This is a genomic window from Bacillus sp. FSL H8-0545, assembly GCF_038006105.1.
Taxonomy (GTDB): Bacteria; Bacillota; Bacilli; order Bacillales; family Bacillaceae_G; genus Bacillus_A; species Bacillus_A cereus_U.
Map to the genome: position 1 here is coordinate 4,348,184 of NZ_JBBOUO010000001.1, position 17,045 is coordinate 4,365,228.

Below are 17,045 nucleotides of genomic sequence, written 5' to 3' on the forward strand. Positions count from 1 at the left end.
CCTTCTTTTAAACAAACATATTAAGTAAAAGCGCAAAGCCGAATGCAATAAATGATAACAATGTCTCCAACACCGTCCACGTTTTAAACGTTTCTTTTACTGTCAAACCTAAATACTCTTTTACAAGCCAGAACCCTGCATCATTTACGTGAGAAAACATTAATGAACCTGCACCCGTTGCAATAACCAGCAACTCTAAATTCACACCAGACATGTGCTGAATAACCGGTGAAACAATTCCAGCTGCTGTCGTTAATGCTACAGTAGCTGAACCTGTTGCAATTCGGATTAATCCCGCTACCATGAACGCTAAGACGATTGGTGATAATGAAATATGTTCTGCCATTTGAGCGATGGCTGTTCCAACACCGCTTTCAATTAATATTTGTTTAAATCCACCACCTGCACCGATTATTAAAATAATAGATCCGACAGGTAGTAAACTTTCATCTGTTAATTTTTTAATCATCTTTTTATTAATTCCTTGTTTTATGCCAAGTAAATAAAACGCTGCGAAACATGAAATAAGTAAAGCGATTACCGGACTTCCTACAAATACTAAAAATTCAGTTATTTTATCCGGTAATGAAATATATGGTGCGACTACTGATAAAATCATTAAAACTACTGGCAGTAAAATAATAAAAAATGAAACTTTACGACTCGGTAAATCAGTTGATACTGTCGTAACTCGAACAAGCTCCGGTTCATTTTCAGGTATAACCCTCTTATGTACCCACTTTGCAAATATCGGTCCTGCGATAATGGCTGTTGGTAACGCGATAATTAATGAATACAATAATACCTTCCCTAAATTCGCATTATAAATACCAATTGCTGTCATCGCACCTGGATGCGGCGGCACTAGCCCATGTACTATGGATAATCCCGCAATAACAGGCAAAGCAATTAATAATATATTTTGCTTCGTTGTTTTTCGAATAGAAATAACGAGTGGTAATAAGATGACGATCCCTACTTCAAAAAACACTGGAATCCCGATTACAAATCCAGCAAATAACATTGCCCAAGGTAATTTTTTCACCCCGAAGAATCGAATAAAGAAATCTGCAACTTGCATGCCTGCCCCTGAATCGGACATCATTTTCCCTAAAATGGTTCCGAGAGCTAAAATACCAACTAAATGCCCTAGTACACTACCAACACCAGTTTCATAGGCAGTCACTATTTTCGTTAAGTTCAGTCCAGACATAATAGCTAAAAACAAACTAGCAACTGTTAAACTAATAAATGCATGCCACTTCCACCACGATACTCCTAAAATAACAATTGCGATTGCAATTAACGTGACGATTAATAAGTATATATCCATATCCCATTCCCCTTCGATATGAAAAATTTTTACAAAAAAAGAGGGAATTAGTCCCTCTTCACTTTTTACACATCATAATTTACAACGTAATGCTGCATTTCCGTATTGTAGTAGCCTTCACTATATTCAATTACTTCGCCAACTTCATCGTAAGAATAGCGCATACGTTTTAATAATGCTGTCCCCTCTTTTTCACCTAAATATTCCGCAACGAAACTAGGTGCAAATCCAACAGCGAATTCATCTCTGAAGTTTTCTAAATGTATACCTCGGTCCTCAACTAAATCATAAAGCGATTGTAAATCAAAGTCCGATAAGTCTGTACTTGCCATTCGCGCTGAAAAATAGTGCGTATAATGAATGTACGGGGCATCATTTAAAGCGTATAGACGCTCAATTCGAAAACTCTCTTTACCGAATAATCGAAACGGCACTGTTCCCTCTTCATTATGAACTACTTCTGCCTTTAACAATTTCTTTTGTACTTTATATCCTTCTTCCACTAACACTTCAGTAAATTTTTTACCCTTCGAAAGCTTTGTCGCAGAAGTATTACGGATGACCTTCGTTCCTTTACCGCTTTTCTTTTCTAAATATCCTTCTTGAGCGAGTTCTTTAATCGCATTTCGAACTGTAATTTTGCTCACTTTGAACTCTTCTTCTAATTGTGGTTCAGAAGGAATATTTGTATGAATCGCATAAACGCCATGTAATATTCGATCACGAATAATATTTTTAATTTGTAAATATAATGGTCCTTTTTTCCTCGTTACGTTCACCGTTACACCCACTACCTTTCTACATCACCTACTGATGCCGTCATTGCCCGAAGTATATCTTTCTCTGATGACATTGGCGTATCACCGACGATTGTATGTGCAAGCATTCCAGCTGCTGACGCAAATGAAACAGCTTTCTCTGGTGCAAACTCTTCTATCTCGCCATGAATAATTCCGCTCGTATAAGCATCTCCAGCACCTATTCTATCATATACAGAAAACGTAAGTGTTTTTGCAAAAGTGAACGTTCCATCTTTACATATGAATCCGCGAAGTGAGTGTGTATTATCACCATTAATAGATCGATGAGTACCAGCAATTGTAGCGATATGATATATTTCAGCCACTTTTGGAATAAGGTCAACAAGTTGTGCTTCTCGATCAGTCTCTTCTGTTTTCATTCCGAGAACAAACATCGCATCTTTTTCATTCATCATTACAATATCGGCAAGGCCTAGCATTTCTTCATAATGAGGTTTCGCCTGTTCATACCCATCTTCTCCCCAAAGCGATGGACGATAGTTGCAATCAAAAACAACAGTACCTCCGTTTGCCTTAACTGCTTTCGCTAAAGATTTCATATGATGACGCACAGTATCATTCATCGCAAGTGTAATTCCGCAAAAATGAACGATATCAATCTCCTTGGCGATTTCTTCAAATTGGTACATCTCTTCAGATGCTGTGTTGAAACTACTTTCTAAACGATTGGAATACGTAACGCGGCTTGCACGTGCACCAAATCCATTTTCTAAAAAGTACATGCCAACATATTTACCGCCTCTTGAAATAAACGGTGCCTGAATACCTAATTTTTGAATGTGCGATACCGCAGCATCTCCAACCGAGTTTTCCGGTAAAGTTGAAACAAGAAACCCTTCATGCCCTAGATGAGAAAGGGCCGCTGCAACGTTCACGCCTGTACCTGAAAAAGAATAATTTAGCGTATTAGCTTGCGACAACAATTCATATCCTGGTACTTGCAGGCGCATCATTACTTCGCCGAACGCTGCAATTTTCTTACGCATATTGATTAACTAACTTCTTCACTACTGCTAATAGTTCGCGTACATCTTCTACTTTCGTATTGCCATTTTCTTTATCAATAATAGAAGAGTACACATGCGGGATAACTTGCTCTACGTTTGCTTCAAGCGCAATACGTACAATTGTTTCAAAGTTTTCTTTATCAATTCCGCCTGTTGGCTCTAATGCGAATCCTTCTTCCGCACAAGCTTTCGCAACTGCGCGATATTCTTCTTCGTGAGCCAAACCTTTCATCGGGAAGTATTTCAATGAATTTCCGCCCATATCACGTACAAGTGCGATCGCTGTTTTAATTGGAACGATTGCCTTTTCTTCTCCAGCTGCACTTATTGGACCAGTAGAAATATTTACGTAACCTACTTTTCCTGTTGGTGATACTAAACTATTAATCCAGCTATCTTTCCCGCCAAGATTTGCGCGCGTTGCCCCAACTGAAGGGAACACTTGGTTAATATGACTACCAGGATAATGCTTCGCAATTTCAGCTACAACCGCCGCTTGACGATTATCTCCAGCACCTAGGCCGATTGATACCGCGTCATCAATTTCTTTTCCGTATGCTTTCATCGCTGTAACTGCTTCTTCTACTGTCGGATAATCTTTTGATAACACGCCGACTACTACATAACCTTCTGCTGCTTCAAAAATGTTTTTCGCATTCTCGATATTGTTCGCTAATACATTTAATGCTACGCGGCCTTTATAAAAACGTTTTTGAATGTTTGTCATTTTAGTTTCCCCCTACAATTTCTCTCATTTTTTCTTCAATCACATGTATATCATCACCTTGAAGTGGACGTGGATCGATATCAAAGAACCCTTGTCTTACTCCGTAATCACGTGTGTAAATTGCGATTTCCCCTTCGCGTAACGCGGTCACAACATCTTTTGCAGTTTTATTTAATTCGTTCTCGTTAATATGAATACGCGCTCTAAAGATCGATCTTCCAGCTTCATCTTGAACGATTGTTACATTTACACCGTTTAACTCTTTCAGCGGCATAAGTACTTGCAACAATTCTTTTTCTTGTTCACTCTTATCTTCTTTCACTCCGTATTCATCCAGTGCTTGAAGTAAACCGAAAGTCGTCTCTTTCCCAACTTTCATACTTCTTCCGATGCAATGTAATTGCACCTTTAGCCATTCAATATATTTTCGTTTACCGCCAACAATACCAGAAGTAGGTCCTTCAATCGCCTTTGAACCGCTATAAATTGCTAGATCTGAATACTTCACATATTTTTGAATGTCTTCTTCAGCTGCCGCATCAACGATAAGTGGTACATTATTTCGCTGTGCAACTTCCCATGCTTCTTCAACAGAAATCATATTTTTTTGTACTGCATGATGGGATTTTACATACAGAATAGCTGCTGTATTTTCACCAATCGCATCTTCAATATGCTCTGCTTTCCCTTCATTTGCGTAACCTACTTCAACGAGCTTACCGCCGCCTAAATAAATCATCGTTTCAACAGGAGCACCGTATTGAACGTTATGACCTTTCAGCATGATCACTTCATTTTTCGCAATAACCTCTTGATGAAGCCGTTCACTTTTACGACGATTTCCTCCCGTCACAATACCAGCGATAGAAAGCGCAATTCCGCTCGATGCTGAGTTCACAACAACTGCTGCCTCTGAATCTAGAATGCTAGCAATATGGTCTCCTGCTTTATCTACTAAATCTGCAATCTCTACATAATTTTGTCCACCATGTTTCATCGCATCCATGACTGTATTTGTCGGAGCGGATACACCTAAAATACTCATTCTGCCGCTCGCATTAATTACACGTTTTAATCCATACTTAGCATTCAATGAATGACCCATTAATTACAACCCCTTTCGTATCAATTCTTCTTTCAGCAATGCGCTGATCCCCTTCTGAATCAATTAACGTAATCGGTTCATCTTTAACCGTAAACAAAGTTAAGTTCGCAATATCCCCTTCTTGAATGCGGCCAAGCTCTGGTTTTTTCAGCCACTCTGCCGCATTTTTCGTAACCGCATCAATCACTTCTTCGAGCGTGTAACCTAAGTAAAGGAATTTCGAAAGAACGTTAGCCATACTATAAACTGGACCGTGTATACGATTCTTCCGGTAAATATCTGTACTAATTGTATTAAGAGCAATGCCGTGACGCTTCGCTGCTTCTGCTACTTTAAAAGAAAAGCTAGCATTGCCATGCCCAACATCTAAGTGAACACCGCGATTCACTGCATCGATTAACACAGGTAGCGGTTTGCCTTCTTCATCAAATAAATTATTTTCTTTCCCGTTTAAGTAATGTGTAATGACATCATCTTTTTCTAAAAGAGGTACAACTTCCTCTATACGTGGAGGCGCTGAACCGATATGTACCATAATCGGTAATGATGTTTCACGAGATAAAGAGCGCGCTACGTGCAGCGGTTCAATTCCGCTATCACAAACGACACTTTTACTCATTCTCGCTTTTAACCCAACGATTACATCTTTATACTTTTCTACTGCATCTATTACTTTCTCTTTATCTATCCATTCCATATTGGATAATTCATCAATTCGTTTCAAACCGATGCGAGAAATATTTAAAAAGGCAAATAAATTCGTTTTTGCCTGCTCTCTACTTAACACTAAATCCGCAATGCGATCAGCTCCGCAGCTTCCCGCATCAACAATTGTCGTCACCCCTTGCTTAACGCCAATTTCATCCACCTCATCGCCATATGGATCAAACTCTGGAAAAGCGTGAACGTGTAAATCAATCCAACCACTCGATACGTAAGTACCTGAGTAATCAAGAACCTCTACACCTTCGCCAGCACCAGCACCAGCTTTTGTCACCTCAGCGATTTTATTATTTTCAACTACAATGTCAATCTCTTCCCCGTTCACACGTTTCACATTACGTAGTACGAATCGTTCTGTCATTGTATTTCCACCCTTTTCTATAAGAAGCCATAAGAATACGCTTACATTAAAGTTTCATTTTTCATATCTCTTTCACACGTTTAGCGTAACATAAAAAAAGGAAGAAGTAAATATAACGTTATAATGTTTAAAAGCGATTAAAAAGCTATCTATTTCAGATAGCTTTCTTCTCTATTCCTGAACCGTCACAATAACCCCGTCCATATTGTTCCCCGAAATTTCATACTGCTTATTCACCGGAACATTCACGTTCATACGATCTGAAACTTTATAATAAGAAACCGTATATTTCTTACCTTCCACATCCGTTGAGATCTCTTTTTTCTCTTTTAGAAAGTCCAAGTATTCCTCTAATGTAATTTTCTCTTTTTGCATAATCGCACTATGAGGTAAGCCTACATAGCGTATATGCCATGGCTCATATTGAATACCCGTAATATTACTTTTATTTTTCGGATAACGTAAAACAAATCCATATTTCCAGACGTTCTCTTCAATCCATTTTCCTTCAGGAGCCTTCTCCATTTTCTTCTGAGTAGACCCTACATCGAGTGATAACCCTAAATTATGTTCACTGTATCCTGCTGGAAGTGCATAATCGGATCCCATTTCTTTATATAATTTACTTTGTTCTTTAAAATCTCGATACCCGCTACTCATTAAGAAATGCTGTACTCCATCTTTGCCAGCTGCATCGACAACGTTTAAAAACTTTTTTACAATATCCTTTGATAAACGAAGATTTCTATCAAATACCACATAACCTCTTACTAATTCACTATTGTGATTTACATTTATAATGTCGGACCTAATGCTATCTTTTTTAACTGGGTAATCTTTATTAACTAATAATAGATTTCCCTTATAAATCTCTTCTTTTGTAACCTCTACCTTTTCAATATTCGCCGATTTTACCTTATTATCTTTTTCTGCAATTTTAACATCGATATCCTTTTGAAATAATGGTGATATATAAAAGCCTACACAGACTGTACATAATATAAAAAGAGAAATAAATACCCACTTTTTCATTTCTAGTTCCTCCTTAACGTAACTTACGTATAGAATAGAAAAAACTATTAAAATAAAAAGTGGGGTAAAGTTTAAATTTTTATTAAATCGCCTGATTCTCTTCTTTTGGTAATCTCACTTCAAATATCGTTCTAATTACATTACTTTCAGCAGAAATGGTACCGTTATGCTGCTCGACAATATTTTTCGCAATAAATAACCCAAGGCCTGTACTACCTTGCTGCTCTGATCTTGCCTTATCACCTGTATAAAACATATCAAATAAATATGGTAAATCCTCTTCTGGAATGCTATCTCCGTAATTAATAATTTGTACAACTACCTCTTCATGATCAATATATCCGTTCATATCAACAAAATTTCCATCATATCCGTAACGAATCGCATTCGTTAAAAGATTTTCAAAGACTCGAGCTAATAATTTCCCATCACCATTAATATGTAAGTGGGGCGCAATATTCAATCTCGCTTCTAAATCCTTTTTTTCTAATGACGGATACAATTCTTCCTCTAACTGTATAAGTAGTTCACTTATATCAATTGGTCTTTTTTCCAACTGCAACATGCCATAATTCATTCTCGTTATTTCAAATAATTCATCAATTAAGCTTTCAAGCCTTTCCGATTTCGTAAAAGCAATTGTGGAAAAATGTTTAATTTGTTCCTTCGTCAAATTCTCATCTTTAAGAATTAAATCTAAATAACCTAAAACAGAAGTTAATGGTGTTCTTAAATCATGAGCTAAGTTAACAATGAGCTGGTCCTTACTACTTTCCGCAAAGTCTCCTCGTTCAACTGCTTCTTTTAATTTCTCACTCGCTACATTTATTTCACGAGCAATATATCCAAACTCGTCATTTGATGAAACGCGAACTTGATTTGTAAAATCACCGTTCGCCAAATGATGAATCCCGTTCGAAATCTCATCAAAATATTTTAAGTATGGTCTAGTAAGGAAGAAGAAAAACATAATGGATAGAGGGATGAAGATAATTAAAAAGAAATTAATATCCCCAATTTGTCTTACCATTGAACGAAATTGGGCTAAAGGATCCTCATAACGAACTACTAGCTTATAATAAATCCGTAATCCTTCATAAAGTAAATACGTTATGCCCGCAGCAAATATCATACTTAACGCAAATAGCATAACCATCTTCGATCGAAAGCTTCTCATCTTTTTAGCCATTGAAAGTATACCCTACTCCCCACACTGTTTTTATTAACTTATTCTTTCTTTTATCTTCTCCAAGTTTTTTCCGCAAAGTACGGATATGTACCATAACTGTATTTCCACTTTCGTAATACCCTTCAGCCCATACTTGCTGAAAAATATTTTCCACACTGTACACTTTCTTCGGGTGACTTGCTAATACATATAAAATATCAAATTCTTTTGGTGTTAATTCAATTGGCTCTCCGTACACATTTACTGTTCTTCGCTCAGGATCAATAGCGACTCCGCCAATTTCTAAAGCAGATTTATTCTCCGCTACTTTCGGTTGATTTAACGTAAGAAATCGGCGTAATTGTGCATTTACACGTGCGACTAATTCAATCGGTGTGAAAGGCTTCGTCATATAATCATCTGCGCCTAGCACAAGACCTGTCACCTTATCAAAATCAGATGTTTTCGCACTTAAGAAAATGATTGGCATGTGGTGCTTGCCGCGAATCTGCCTCGTCACTTCATATCCATCCATTTTCGGCATCATAATATCTAAAACCACTAAGTCGATTGGTTGAGTTTGAATAATATGCATGGCTTCTTCTCCATCAGCTGCTTTAACGACGTGGTAACCCTCTTTTTCTAAATGTATCTCAATTAAATCAGCAATTTCCGCTTCATCATCAGCTATTAAAATTGAAATGCGCTTCATTTTAGTCCCCCTACTCCATTCTGTTTTCATACGCTCGATTGTAAACTAGTCTATCCAATTTGTACAATACGAAAAGGCTACCCGTAAGAGTAACCTTTTCGTATTTTTTTATAAAATAGTGCATCGCGTATTGGTGAATGAAATTATATCGGCGATTTTCCAAATATATCGACCACAACTTGAATTATATCGGCGATTTTTCAATTATATCGACCGTAACTCGAATTATATCAGCGATTATTGAATTATATCGACTTACCGACAATTAACGACAAAATCCTCCCGCTATTTGTGGGCATCCTGATTAAAGATTAAATTTACCTCTCCAAAATAATCCGCTGCTTCGTGATTTCCGCCAATCTTCCGCGGTCTACTTCATACTCAGCATCAACGCTTTGCGGTACCACTACTTTTCCGCCCTCAAGCATCACTTCCGGTGAAATAATATCTTTCTCCCAATGTCTGCTAGAAGCAGATATATCTCCAGGAATCGTAAAGTTCGGCAATGAAGCAAGCGCAACGTTTTGCGCTCGTGAAATCCCCATTTCCACCATACCGCCGCACCAAACCGGGATATTATGCTCCATACAATAATTATGGATTTGAATGGATTCTGTTAATCCACCCACTCGCCCCGGTTTAATATTAACGATTTGGCAACTACCCAGCGTAATCGCAACACGTGCGTCTTCTAAACTATGGATGCTTTCATCTAGACAAATCGGTGTTTCAATTTTCTTTTGCAGTTGTGCATGATCAAGAAAATCATAATCCGCTAACGGTTGTTCAATCATCATCAATTGAAATTCATCTAGTCGTTTCAACTTCTCCGTATCCGCTAATGTATAAGCTGAATTTGCATCAGCCATTAACGGGATGTTCGGAAACTCTTTGCGAATTTCTTTCAGTAATTCGTAATCATGTTCTGGCTTTATTTTCACTTTAAAGCGCTCGTATCCTTCTTGCGCGTACTTCTCGAGTTGTTTTAACATAACCGGAATCGTATTGATCCCAATCACAACGCCGACTTCAATTTCAGTCCTAGTTCCACCAAGTAATGTCGCTAATGACTGCTTTTGACGCTTCGCATATAAATCCCAAACAGCACCTTCAATTCCGGCCTTTGCCATTCGGTTTCTCTTTATATGTTGGAACAAAGACGGTACTTCATTCGGATGAGGGATTTCAGCTTTCAATAAATCTGGTAATAAAAAATCCTGAAGTACATGTAGCGCTGTCTTCACCGTTTCTTCCGTATACCAAGGCTCTGAGAATGCAACGACTTCCCCAAAACCAACATATCCATCCGTATCTTCTAATTCAATGACGATACTCTCACGCTTTTCATAAGTTCCGTAGCTTGCGGCAAACGGAATGACAAGCGGCATTTCCGTTATATAAAGTGTTGCCTTTTTTATTTCCACCTACATCTCCTCCACTAATTGTCTTAACTCTCGTCTTAACAATTTCTTCGAAGCATTTCGTGGTAATTCCTCTAAGAAACATGCTTTCTTCGGCACTTTATATTTCGCTAATTTCTCTTCGCAAAAACGAAGAATTTCTTCTTCTGTTACCTCTCCACTTTTTACAACAAAAGCAGCTGGTACTTGGCCCCAACTTTCGTCCTTCATACCGACAACACCCGCTTCCACTACCGCTGGATGAGAGAGCAATACTTCTTCAATTTGAGCTGGATATATATTTTCCCCACCAGAAATAATTAAATCACTGCGGCGATCTAATACGTATAAAAATCCTTCCTCATCTAAATAACCGAGGTCACCAGTATGAAGCCAGCCATTTCTGATCGCCTCACGCGTCGCATCTTCACGGTTAAAGTAGCCACCTGTTACGTTCGGTCCTTTTACAACAATCTCACCTTCAGCACGGGGCGGCACTACTACGCCGTCTTTTTCAATACGAAGTTGGCATTGAAATAGAGGTTTTCCAGCTGATCCTACTTTCGTTAACATATAATCTGCTGATAACGTACAAATTTGCGACGACGTTTCTGTCATACCGTACGTTTGATACACAGGAATTCCTTTTTCCACACACGTTTCTAATAACGGCTTCGGCGCTGGTCCTCCGCCAAGTAACATGCATCGTAAAGAAGATGGATATGTCTCTTCTCCAAGTCTCTCTAATAAATCAGTTAACATTTTAGAAACGACAGAAATAATCGTAACACCTCTCGTTTGAAGTGCTTTATGAATAAAATTAGCATCATATTTTGGAACGATTAAAATGCGCATACCGTACATAATATTTTTCATTAAAAGAGATAACCCGCCAACGTGGAACATTGGCATACAAGCTAACCAACAATCATCATCGCGAAGCCCTAAATTAAGCGCGGAACCGACTGCGCTTGCCCAGTGATTACCGTACGTTAAAATAACGCCCTTCGGTTTCCCTGTCGTCCCTGACGTATAAATAATTGTCATCGCTTCTTCTAAAGAGAATTCTTCTTGTATAGATGCTTCCGCCTTCGGTCCTTGCATCACTTCAGCAAATGAATATACCGGAACATTTTCCGTCTCAAACTTTTGATCCGTCACTAAACAAACAACTTCAGCATCATCCATTTGCCAAAGTAGCTCTTCTCTTGAAAGACGCGTATTTAAAAGCACAGCTACTGCACCTACGTAAGATAAGGCGTGAATAACTGTAATCATCTCCATACCATTTTTCATCAGAACAGCCACCTTTTGCGCCCGCTTCACTCCTACATGTGAAAGTTGTTCACAAACAGATACTACTTTTTCATGCAGCTGCATAAAAGTAACCTTTTCATCCTCTATTTCAATTGCAGTGCGATCTGGTGTTAAAAATGCACGTTGCATTAACCAATTCGGCATCGTCTCCATTATTCATTCTCCTTTCATGAAAGAAAGAGACTTGATATAAAATCAAGTCTCTTAGTTGTTTTGTTTCCGGTTTTGATCTTCGGGCTGCGTCTCACATTGTGTGCGGGGCTAAACAGTCGGCTCCGCTTTTAAGACATCCAGCTACAGCGGCTAGAACAGTCGGTCGTTTCACGCCTTCCTACGAGGCAAAAAGCGCCTCTTTGTCAGGAGTTCCAACGCCCTCTTGTTCTGAACGAGCCGCTTCCGCTTTTGATCACGGGAAACGAGGGAATTGACCGAAGTCCGGGCTGCGTTTTTCTTTGAACGCGTCGCGGCCTTCTTTTGCTTCGTCAGTTGTGTAGTACAATAACGTTGCGTCTCCAGCTAGTTGTTGTATACCAGCTAAACCGTCTGTGTCTGCGTTGAATGCAGCTTTTAGGAAACGAAGTGCCATTGGGCTGTTTGCTAAAATTTCTTGTGACCATTGTACTGTTTCTGCTTCAAGTTGCTCTAATGGTACAACTGTGTTTACTAAGCCCATATCAAGCGCTTCTTGTGCACTATATTGACGGCATAGGTACCAAATTTCACGAGCTTTTTTATGGCCTACCATACGAGCTAAATAACCAGCTCCGTATCCACCGTCAAAGCTTCCTACTTTAGGACCTGTTTGTCCGAATACAGCGTTGTCTGCAGCGATTGTTAAGTCACATACGATATGAAGTACGTGTCCACCACCGATTGCATAACCTGCTACCATTGCGATAACTGGTTTAGGGATTGCGCGAATTAGACGTTGTAAGTCCAATACGTTTAAACGTGGGATTTGGTCGTCACCTACATATCCACCATGACCGCGAACTTTTTGGTCGCCGCCAGAACAGAATGCACGTCCACCTTCACCTGTTAAAATGATAACGCCAACATTTGCATCATCACGAGCGTGCGCAAAAGCATTGATTAACTCCATTACCGTTTTAGGACGGAATGCATTATGTACTTCAGGGCGGTTAATCGAAATCTTTGCGATGCCATTGTATGTTGAATAAATAATATCTTCGTAATTGCCTTCTTTTACCCATTCAATAGTCATTACTATTACCTCCTTTTATATTTCTGATCTCCTCTATAAGTGCAACTTCCTTCTTGCTGAAAAAAGCATCACTGCATAGTTTTTAGAAATCCCTTTACTATTGTATCAAACTTTTCCGGTTGTTCCACATGAATTGCATGGCCAGCACCATCAATTTTGACAAATTTCGCGCGAGGGATGCATTTTTCTATGTTTTTTAATAGGCGAAAGAACTTTTCATCGCTTTCTCCATTCAGTAAAAGGACAGGCATTTTTAAGTTTTGCAATTCGTTCCACCATGAAGGCTGAGCCCCTGTTCCCATGCCACGAAGGCTATTTGCAAGTCCTTTTGCATTATTAGCAAGTCGTTCTTTTCGCACCGCTTCTTTTACGTTTTGCGCTAAACGTTGTTGCGTTTCAAATAGCGGAATATTTTCCCACATCGATACAAAAATTCGGATACCTTCTTGCTCAATTTTATCGGCAAGTCGTTCATCTTTTTCCCTGCGTTCTTTTCGCTCTTCCTCACTCTCAAGTCCAGCTGTACAGTTTTCTAAAAGAAGCGAACGCACATATTGTGGATATAAGCATGCCATCGTAATCGCAAGTCTCCCGCCCATTGAATAGCCAAGTACATATGCATTTTCAATATGAAGATGATCCAGTAGTTCTTTCATTTGCAGCGCCACATTTTGAATATCATAATGCGTCACATCTTCAGGACTTTCCGTTTTCCCGTGTCCAACAAGATCTACTAAAATGACTTGAAACTGCTCGCTCCAAGAAGGAATAAAGGAACGCCACGTTTCCATGCTTCCCGTAAAACCATGAAGAAGTATAAGTGGTTCCCCGCTTCCGACTACTTCATATTCATACGATACACCTTGCAATGTTACTTTCATTTTGATTCACCTTGCAAAGATGTAGTAATAACGTCCATTGTTTTTGCCCATAATTCACGATGTAATTTCAAGTTTTCTTCGCGATTCGTACAAATTTCCACAACGTGTAATCCTTTCGCTGTCGTTCCAGTTTGTACTTCTTCTCGGAAGTTTTCCCATCCATCCACACGGCTAAATGAGCCACCATACATTTTGACAACATGCTCGTAATCAAGCCCAATTGGTGTTCCAAATAATGATTCGAAATGTTCCTTTTTCTCGTATTGTGGTAAGAATGAGAAAATACCTCCACCATCATTATTTACAACAACAATCGTTATATTTAATTCATGTAATTTTGCGGCTAATAATCCGTTTAAATCGTGATAAAATGATAAATCACCGATTACTAATACGAGCGGATCACAAATAATACTCGCTCCTAAAGCTGTTGAAATAATTCCATCAATACCATTTACACCGCGGTTCGCCATTACTTGAATGTTTTTATCCGATGTGAAGAAAAATGAATCTGTATCGCGAATTGGCATACTATTACTCGCAAATAACGTTGCCCCTTCTGGTAATACACGTACAATATCCGTAATTACTTTTCCTTCAAATGCCGTTTCATATGTTTCCATCTCACGAAGTGTTTCTCTCGTTTTCTCGTTTATATGTTTCCACATTCCGAACCAATCATTCTTTTTCATAACTGGCATTTTCTCTAGTAATGCTCTGCAAAATTCAATATCACTAGCTTGTACAACTTCTGTCGCAACTAGAGCTGGATCTCTCCACTGCCCTGATTCATCTACAACGATATGAACTGCCTTCGTTTGCTTCTTTATGAACTGCGTTAATGCTTTAGAAACAGGCATTCCGCCGAAACGAATTACAACATCTGGCTTCCACGTTTCTTTTAACAATTCATTTCGTAAAAATGTATCATAACAATCTATAATCATCGTTTTATCATGATTACCACTACGGAGGTTAGAAAGTGGATCTGCTAAAATTGGATACCCTGTTTTCTCAGCTACTTTCATAACAACTTCTGTGATTTCTGGATGACTGCCGTCTCCACAAATAATAAGCCCCTTTTCCATATTTGAAAGGTGCCCTACAAGAGAATTTACATATTCACTCGGCATCGTCACATTTCCTTGCTGAACTACTCCTGTATATTCACCACGCCCTTTATCCCATAAGCTTTCTAATGAAAAATCTGGGATTAACGGCTCGCGAAGCGGAAAATTGAGATGGATAGGTCCTTGCGGTGCTAGAAGTGCGCTTGCTATCGCACGCTGTGTCGTCATACGAGCGTAATGATACATCGTTTCGCTCGCCTCCGGAAGTGCCATCTCCATAAATTGCTTCACAAAAGTACCGTATAAATTAAATTGATTCATCGCCTGTGGTGCACCCACATCTCGTAATTCATGCGGTCTATCCGCCGTTAATACGATAAGCGGCACTCGTGAATGAAACGCTTCACATACAGCTGGATAATAGTTCGCAGCTGCCGTCCCTGACGTACATAATAGTGCAACAGGACGTTTTTTTGCTTTCGCAATACCAAGCGCAAAGAATCCTGCTGATCTTTCGTCTACATGTAAATATGTTTTTATTCCTTCATGTTGTTCCATTAGTAAGGCAATCGGCGTTGACCGTGAGCCTGGACTAATAACAACATCACATACATTTAGACGCGTCAGTTCGTCCACGAACGCGCCTAAATAATATGATAATGCTTCTATATGATTGTTCATTTCATTAATTCCTCCAAAGCACCAAGCATCGGTCTAAACTTCAAACTTGTTTCTTCATATTCAAGCTGCGCTACTGAATCAATTACGATACCACAGCCGGCAAATAAGGATGCTTTCTCGCCGTTTAATAATCCGCAGCGAAGTGCAACCGCAAATTCACCATTTCCTTCATCATCTATAAAGCCAATTGGGGCACCATATAATCCTCTATCTAAAAGCTCTACATCACGGATTAATTTCAACGCCTCATGACGAGGTGTACCACCAAGAGCTGGCGTTGGATGTAATTCTTCTACCATCGCTAAAAGACTTGCATCGCCTTTTGCTTCTACTGGCGTATATAAATGGATTAAATTTTTCGTCGTTAATAAGCCCGGGCTCTCCGGAATATTAACAGATTCGCAATGCTCACTTAGCACACCTCGAATCATGTTAACTACATAACCGTGTTCAGCCAAATTCTTTTCATCATGAAGAAGCGTCTCACCATTTTGTTTACTTTCTTCTATAGAATTGCCATGACCAATTGAACCAGCAAGGCACATCGATGTAAACTTCTCGCCTTCTTTTCGAATCAATCGCTCAGGTGTCGCCCCTAAGAAGCATGCTCCTTTATAATCAAAAGAAAATACGTAACAATCCGGTTGCCCAATGCGAAGCGCTTCTAAAACAAGAACGGAATCAATATGCTGATCCATCGTTAATTTTAGCTCCCTTGCTAATACAACCTTCTGCACGTTCCCTTGCTTCATTTCATCCTGAACTTTTCCAATCGCATTCATCCAGCCCTTCGGATCAACTTCTACTTTAGAAGTAACTGTTAATTTTGATCCTTCTAGTGCACATTTACTCTCTTGTAAAATTCTCTCTTCTACAGAAATAATTTCGTTATAAAGAGTTTCTGCACAATCTTCAGCTGAAACGAACTGATTAATGGTTAACCACGCTTTTTCATTTTTTACAGTTAATAAAAATGCTGGTAGTGAAAATGTGGTATCATCAAATTCTTTCCAAAGATTCGTTTTTTCTTTTTCTTGGTCAAATGAAAATCCACCAAATAAAAGAGGACCTGTTCCAAATTCATATCCTTCTCTTTGTACAAATGCTTTCTCTTTCACTTTATCCCACTCGTCACGAGCAGTTTGAAAGCGTTTGTGAGAAGAATTTGCTATAGTGAAAACAGAGCCAATTCCAGCAAATATTACATGCTGAGCTGGGTCTGCAAAATAACATCTATTTTCGAATGAGACCCTTTTTCCTGCTGCATAAAACAGAAGTGGATCCACCCAATCTATTTGTTTTACAAAACTAACTAATGTTTTTTCATCAGTCGCACGCTTAATAGCTGTAACAAGAACTTCTTGTAAGCCTTTTTGTTTCGTTTGAATCACAATTGTCTCCCCCCTATGGGCGAAAAATAGTCATAATTACGCTTGATTTTAAGATACACCTCAAAGGAAAGGCCTGTCAACGTTTAGCATT

15 protein-coding genes are annotated in these 17,045 nt (G+C 38.9%); all 15 read right to left on the reverse strand.

What is annotated here, in order from left to right; genetic code table 11:
- Nucleotides 1-7: 7 nt before the first annotated feature.
- Nucleotides 8-1,333 (reverse strand): gluconate permease GntP, encoded by a 1,326-nt coding sequence (gntP, locus tag MHI07_RS22805; RefSeq protein ID WP_131232063.1) that lies wholly within the window; start codon nt 1,331-1,333, stop codon nt 8-10.
- 65 nt (nt 1,334-1,398) lie between these two features.
- On the reverse strand, nt 1,399-2,124 hold the full coding sequence (locus MHI07_RS22810; protein WP_078181286.1) for a GntR family transcriptional regulator: 726 nt from the start codon (nt 2,122-2,124) through the stop codon (nt 1,399-1,401).
- Nucleotides 2,124-3,140 carry a sugar kinase gene (locus tag MHI07_RS22815; RefSeq protein ID WP_340826502.1) on the reverse strand — a complete coding sequence of 339 codons (1,017 nt, stop codon included), beginning with the start codon at nt 3,138-3,140 and terminating at the stop codon, nt 2,124-2,126. Before MHI07_RS22815 ends, MHI07_RS22810 begins: the two co-directional genes overlap by 1 nt.
- On the reverse strand, nt 3,133-3,888 hold the full coding sequence (gene dagF, locus MHI07_RS22820) for a 2-dehydro-3-deoxy-phosphogluconate aldolase (protein WP_340826504.1): 756 nt from the start codon (nt 3,886-3,888) through the stop codon (nt 3,133-3,135). Before dagF ends, MHI07_RS22815 begins: the two co-directional genes overlap by 8 nt.
- A gap of 1 nt (nt 3,889) precedes the next feature.
- Nucleotides 3,890-4,993 carry a DgaE family pyridoxal phosphate-dependent ammonia lyase gene (locus tag MHI07_RS22825; RefSeq protein WP_002112526.1) on the reverse strand — a complete coding sequence of 368 codons (1,104 nt, stop codon included), beginning with the start codon at nt 4,991-4,993 and terminating at the stop codon, nt 3,890-3,892.
- The gene (locus MHI07_RS22830; protein ID WP_340826506.1) at nt 4,971-6,077 is read right to left on the reverse strand and encodes an amidohydrolase/deacetylase family metallohydrolase; all 1,107 of its coding nucleotides are present in this window, start codon (nt 6,075-6,077) and stop codon (nt 4,971-4,973) included. Before MHI07_RS22830 ends, MHI07_RS22825 begins: the two co-directional genes overlap by 23 nt.
- Before the next feature lie 171 nt (nt 6,078-6,248).
- The gene (locus MHI07_RS22835; RefSeq protein WP_002160065.1) at nt 6,249-7,109 is read right to left on the reverse strand and encodes a D-Ala-D-Ala carboxypeptidase VanY; all 861 of its coding nucleotides are present in this window, start codon (nt 7,107-7,109) and stop codon (nt 6,249-6,251) included.
- Nucleotides 7,110-7,191: 82 nt separating this feature from the next.
- Nucleotides 7,192-8,298 carry a sensor histidine kinase gene (locus MHI07_RS22840; RefSeq protein ID WP_016095903.1) on the reverse strand — a complete coding sequence of 369 codons (1,107 nt, stop codon included), beginning with the start codon at nt 8,296-8,298 and terminating at the stop codon, nt 7,192-7,194.
- Nucleotides 8,291-8,989 carry a response regulator transcription factor gene (locus MHI07_RS22845; protein ID WP_340826509.1) on the reverse strand — a complete coding sequence of 233 codons (699 nt, stop codon included), beginning with the start codon at nt 8,987-8,989 and terminating at the stop codon, nt 8,291-8,293. Before MHI07_RS22845 ends, MHI07_RS22840 begins: the two co-directional genes overlap by 8 nt.
- A gap of 317 nt (nt 8,990-9,306) precedes the next feature.
- Nucleotides 9,307-10,413, reverse strand: a complete 1,107-nt coding sequence (menC, locus tag MHI07_RS22850; protein WP_340826512.1) for an o-succinylbenzoate synthase — start codon at nt 10,411-10,413, stop codon at nt 9,307-9,309.
- Nucleotides 10,414-11,859: an o-succinylbenzoate--CoA ligase gene (locus MHI07_RS22855; RefSeq protein ID WP_002160061.1), complete on the reverse strand. Its 1,446-nt coding sequence runs from the start codon at nt 11,857-11,859 to the stop codon at nt 10,414-10,416.
- 253 nt (nt 11,860-12,112) lie between these two features.
- On the reverse strand, nt 12,113-12,931 hold the full coding sequence (gene menB, locus MHI07_RS22860; protein WP_204208791.1) for a 1,4-dihydroxy-2-naphthoyl-CoA synthase: 819 nt from the start codon (nt 12,929-12,931) through the stop codon (nt 12,113-12,115).
- Between the two features lie 68 nt (nt 12,932-12,999).
- On the reverse strand, nt 13,000-13,812 hold the full coding sequence (gene menH, locus MHI07_RS22865) for a 2-succinyl-6-hydroxy-2,4-cyclohexadiene-1-carboxylate synthase (protein WP_340826514.1): 813 nt from the start codon (nt 13,810-13,812) through the stop codon (nt 13,000-13,002).
- Nucleotides 13,809-15,563 (reverse strand): 2-succinyl-5-enolpyruvyl-6-hydroxy-3-cyclohexene-1-carboxylic-acid synthase, encoded by a 1,755-nt coding sequence (menD, locus tag MHI07_RS22870; RefSeq protein ID WP_340826516.1) that lies wholly within the window; start codon nt 15,561-15,563, stop codon nt 13,809-13,811. Before menD ends, menH begins: the two co-directional genes overlap by 4 nt.
- On the reverse strand, nt 15,560-16,954 hold the full coding sequence (locus tag MHI07_RS22875) for an isochorismate synthase (RefSeq protein ID WP_002112544.1): 1,395 nt from the start codon (nt 16,952-16,954) through the stop codon (nt 15,560-15,562). The genes menD and MHI07_RS22875 overlap by 4 nt, the downstream gene beginning before the upstream one ends.
- Nucleotides 16,955-17,045: the final 91 nt, after the last annotated feature.

Excerpts from the sequence above, each read along its gene's own strand:
- MHI07_RS22855 (WP_002160061.1), bottom strand. The coding sequence starts at position 11,859 with ATGGAGACGATGCCGAATTGGTTAATGCAACGTGCATTTTTAACACCA.
- menB (WP_204208791.1), bottom strand. The coding sequence starts at position 12,931 with ATGACTATTGAATGGGTAAAAGAAGGCAATTACGAAGATATTATTTAT.
- dagF (WP_340826504.1), bottom strand. The coding sequence starts at position 3,888 with ATGACAAACATTCAAAAACGTTTTTATAAAGGCCGCGTAGCATTAAAT.
- MHI07_RS22845 (WP_340826509.1), bottom strand. The coding sequence starts at position 8,989 with ATGAAGCGCATTTCAATTTTAATAGCTGATGATGAAGCGGAAATTGCT.
- gntP (WP_131232063.1), bottom strand. The coding sequence starts at position 1,333 with ATGGATATATACTTATTAATCGTCACGTTAATTGCAATCGCAATTGTT.
- MHI07_RS22825 (WP_002112526.1), bottom strand. The coding sequence starts at position 4,993 with ATGGGTCATTCATTGAATGCTAAGTATGGATTAAAACGTGTAATTAAT.
- menD (WP_340826516.1), bottom strand. The coding sequence starts at position 15,563 with ATGAACAATCATATAGAAGCATTATCATATTATTTAGGCGCGTTCGTG.
- MHI07_RS22840 (WP_016095903.1), bottom strand. The coding sequence starts at position 8,298 with ATGGCTAAAAAGATGAGAAGCTTTCGATCGAAGATGGTTATGCTATTT.
- MHI07_RS22830 (WP_340826506.1), bottom strand. The coding sequence starts at position 6,077 with ATGACAGAACGATTCGTACTACGTAATGTGAAACGTGTGAACGGGGAA.
- MHI07_RS22835 (WP_002160065.1), bottom strand. The coding sequence starts at position 7,109 with ATGAAAAAGTGGGTATTTATTTCTCTTTTTATATTATGTACAGTCTGT.
- MHI07_RS22815 (WP_340826502.1), bottom strand. The coding sequence starts at position 3,140 with ATGCGTAAGAAAATTGCAGCGTTCGGCGAAGTAATGATGCGCCTGCAA.
- menH (WP_340826514.1), bottom strand. The coding sequence starts at position 13,812 with ATGAAAGTAACATTGCAAGGTGTATCGTATGAATATGAAGTAGTCGGA.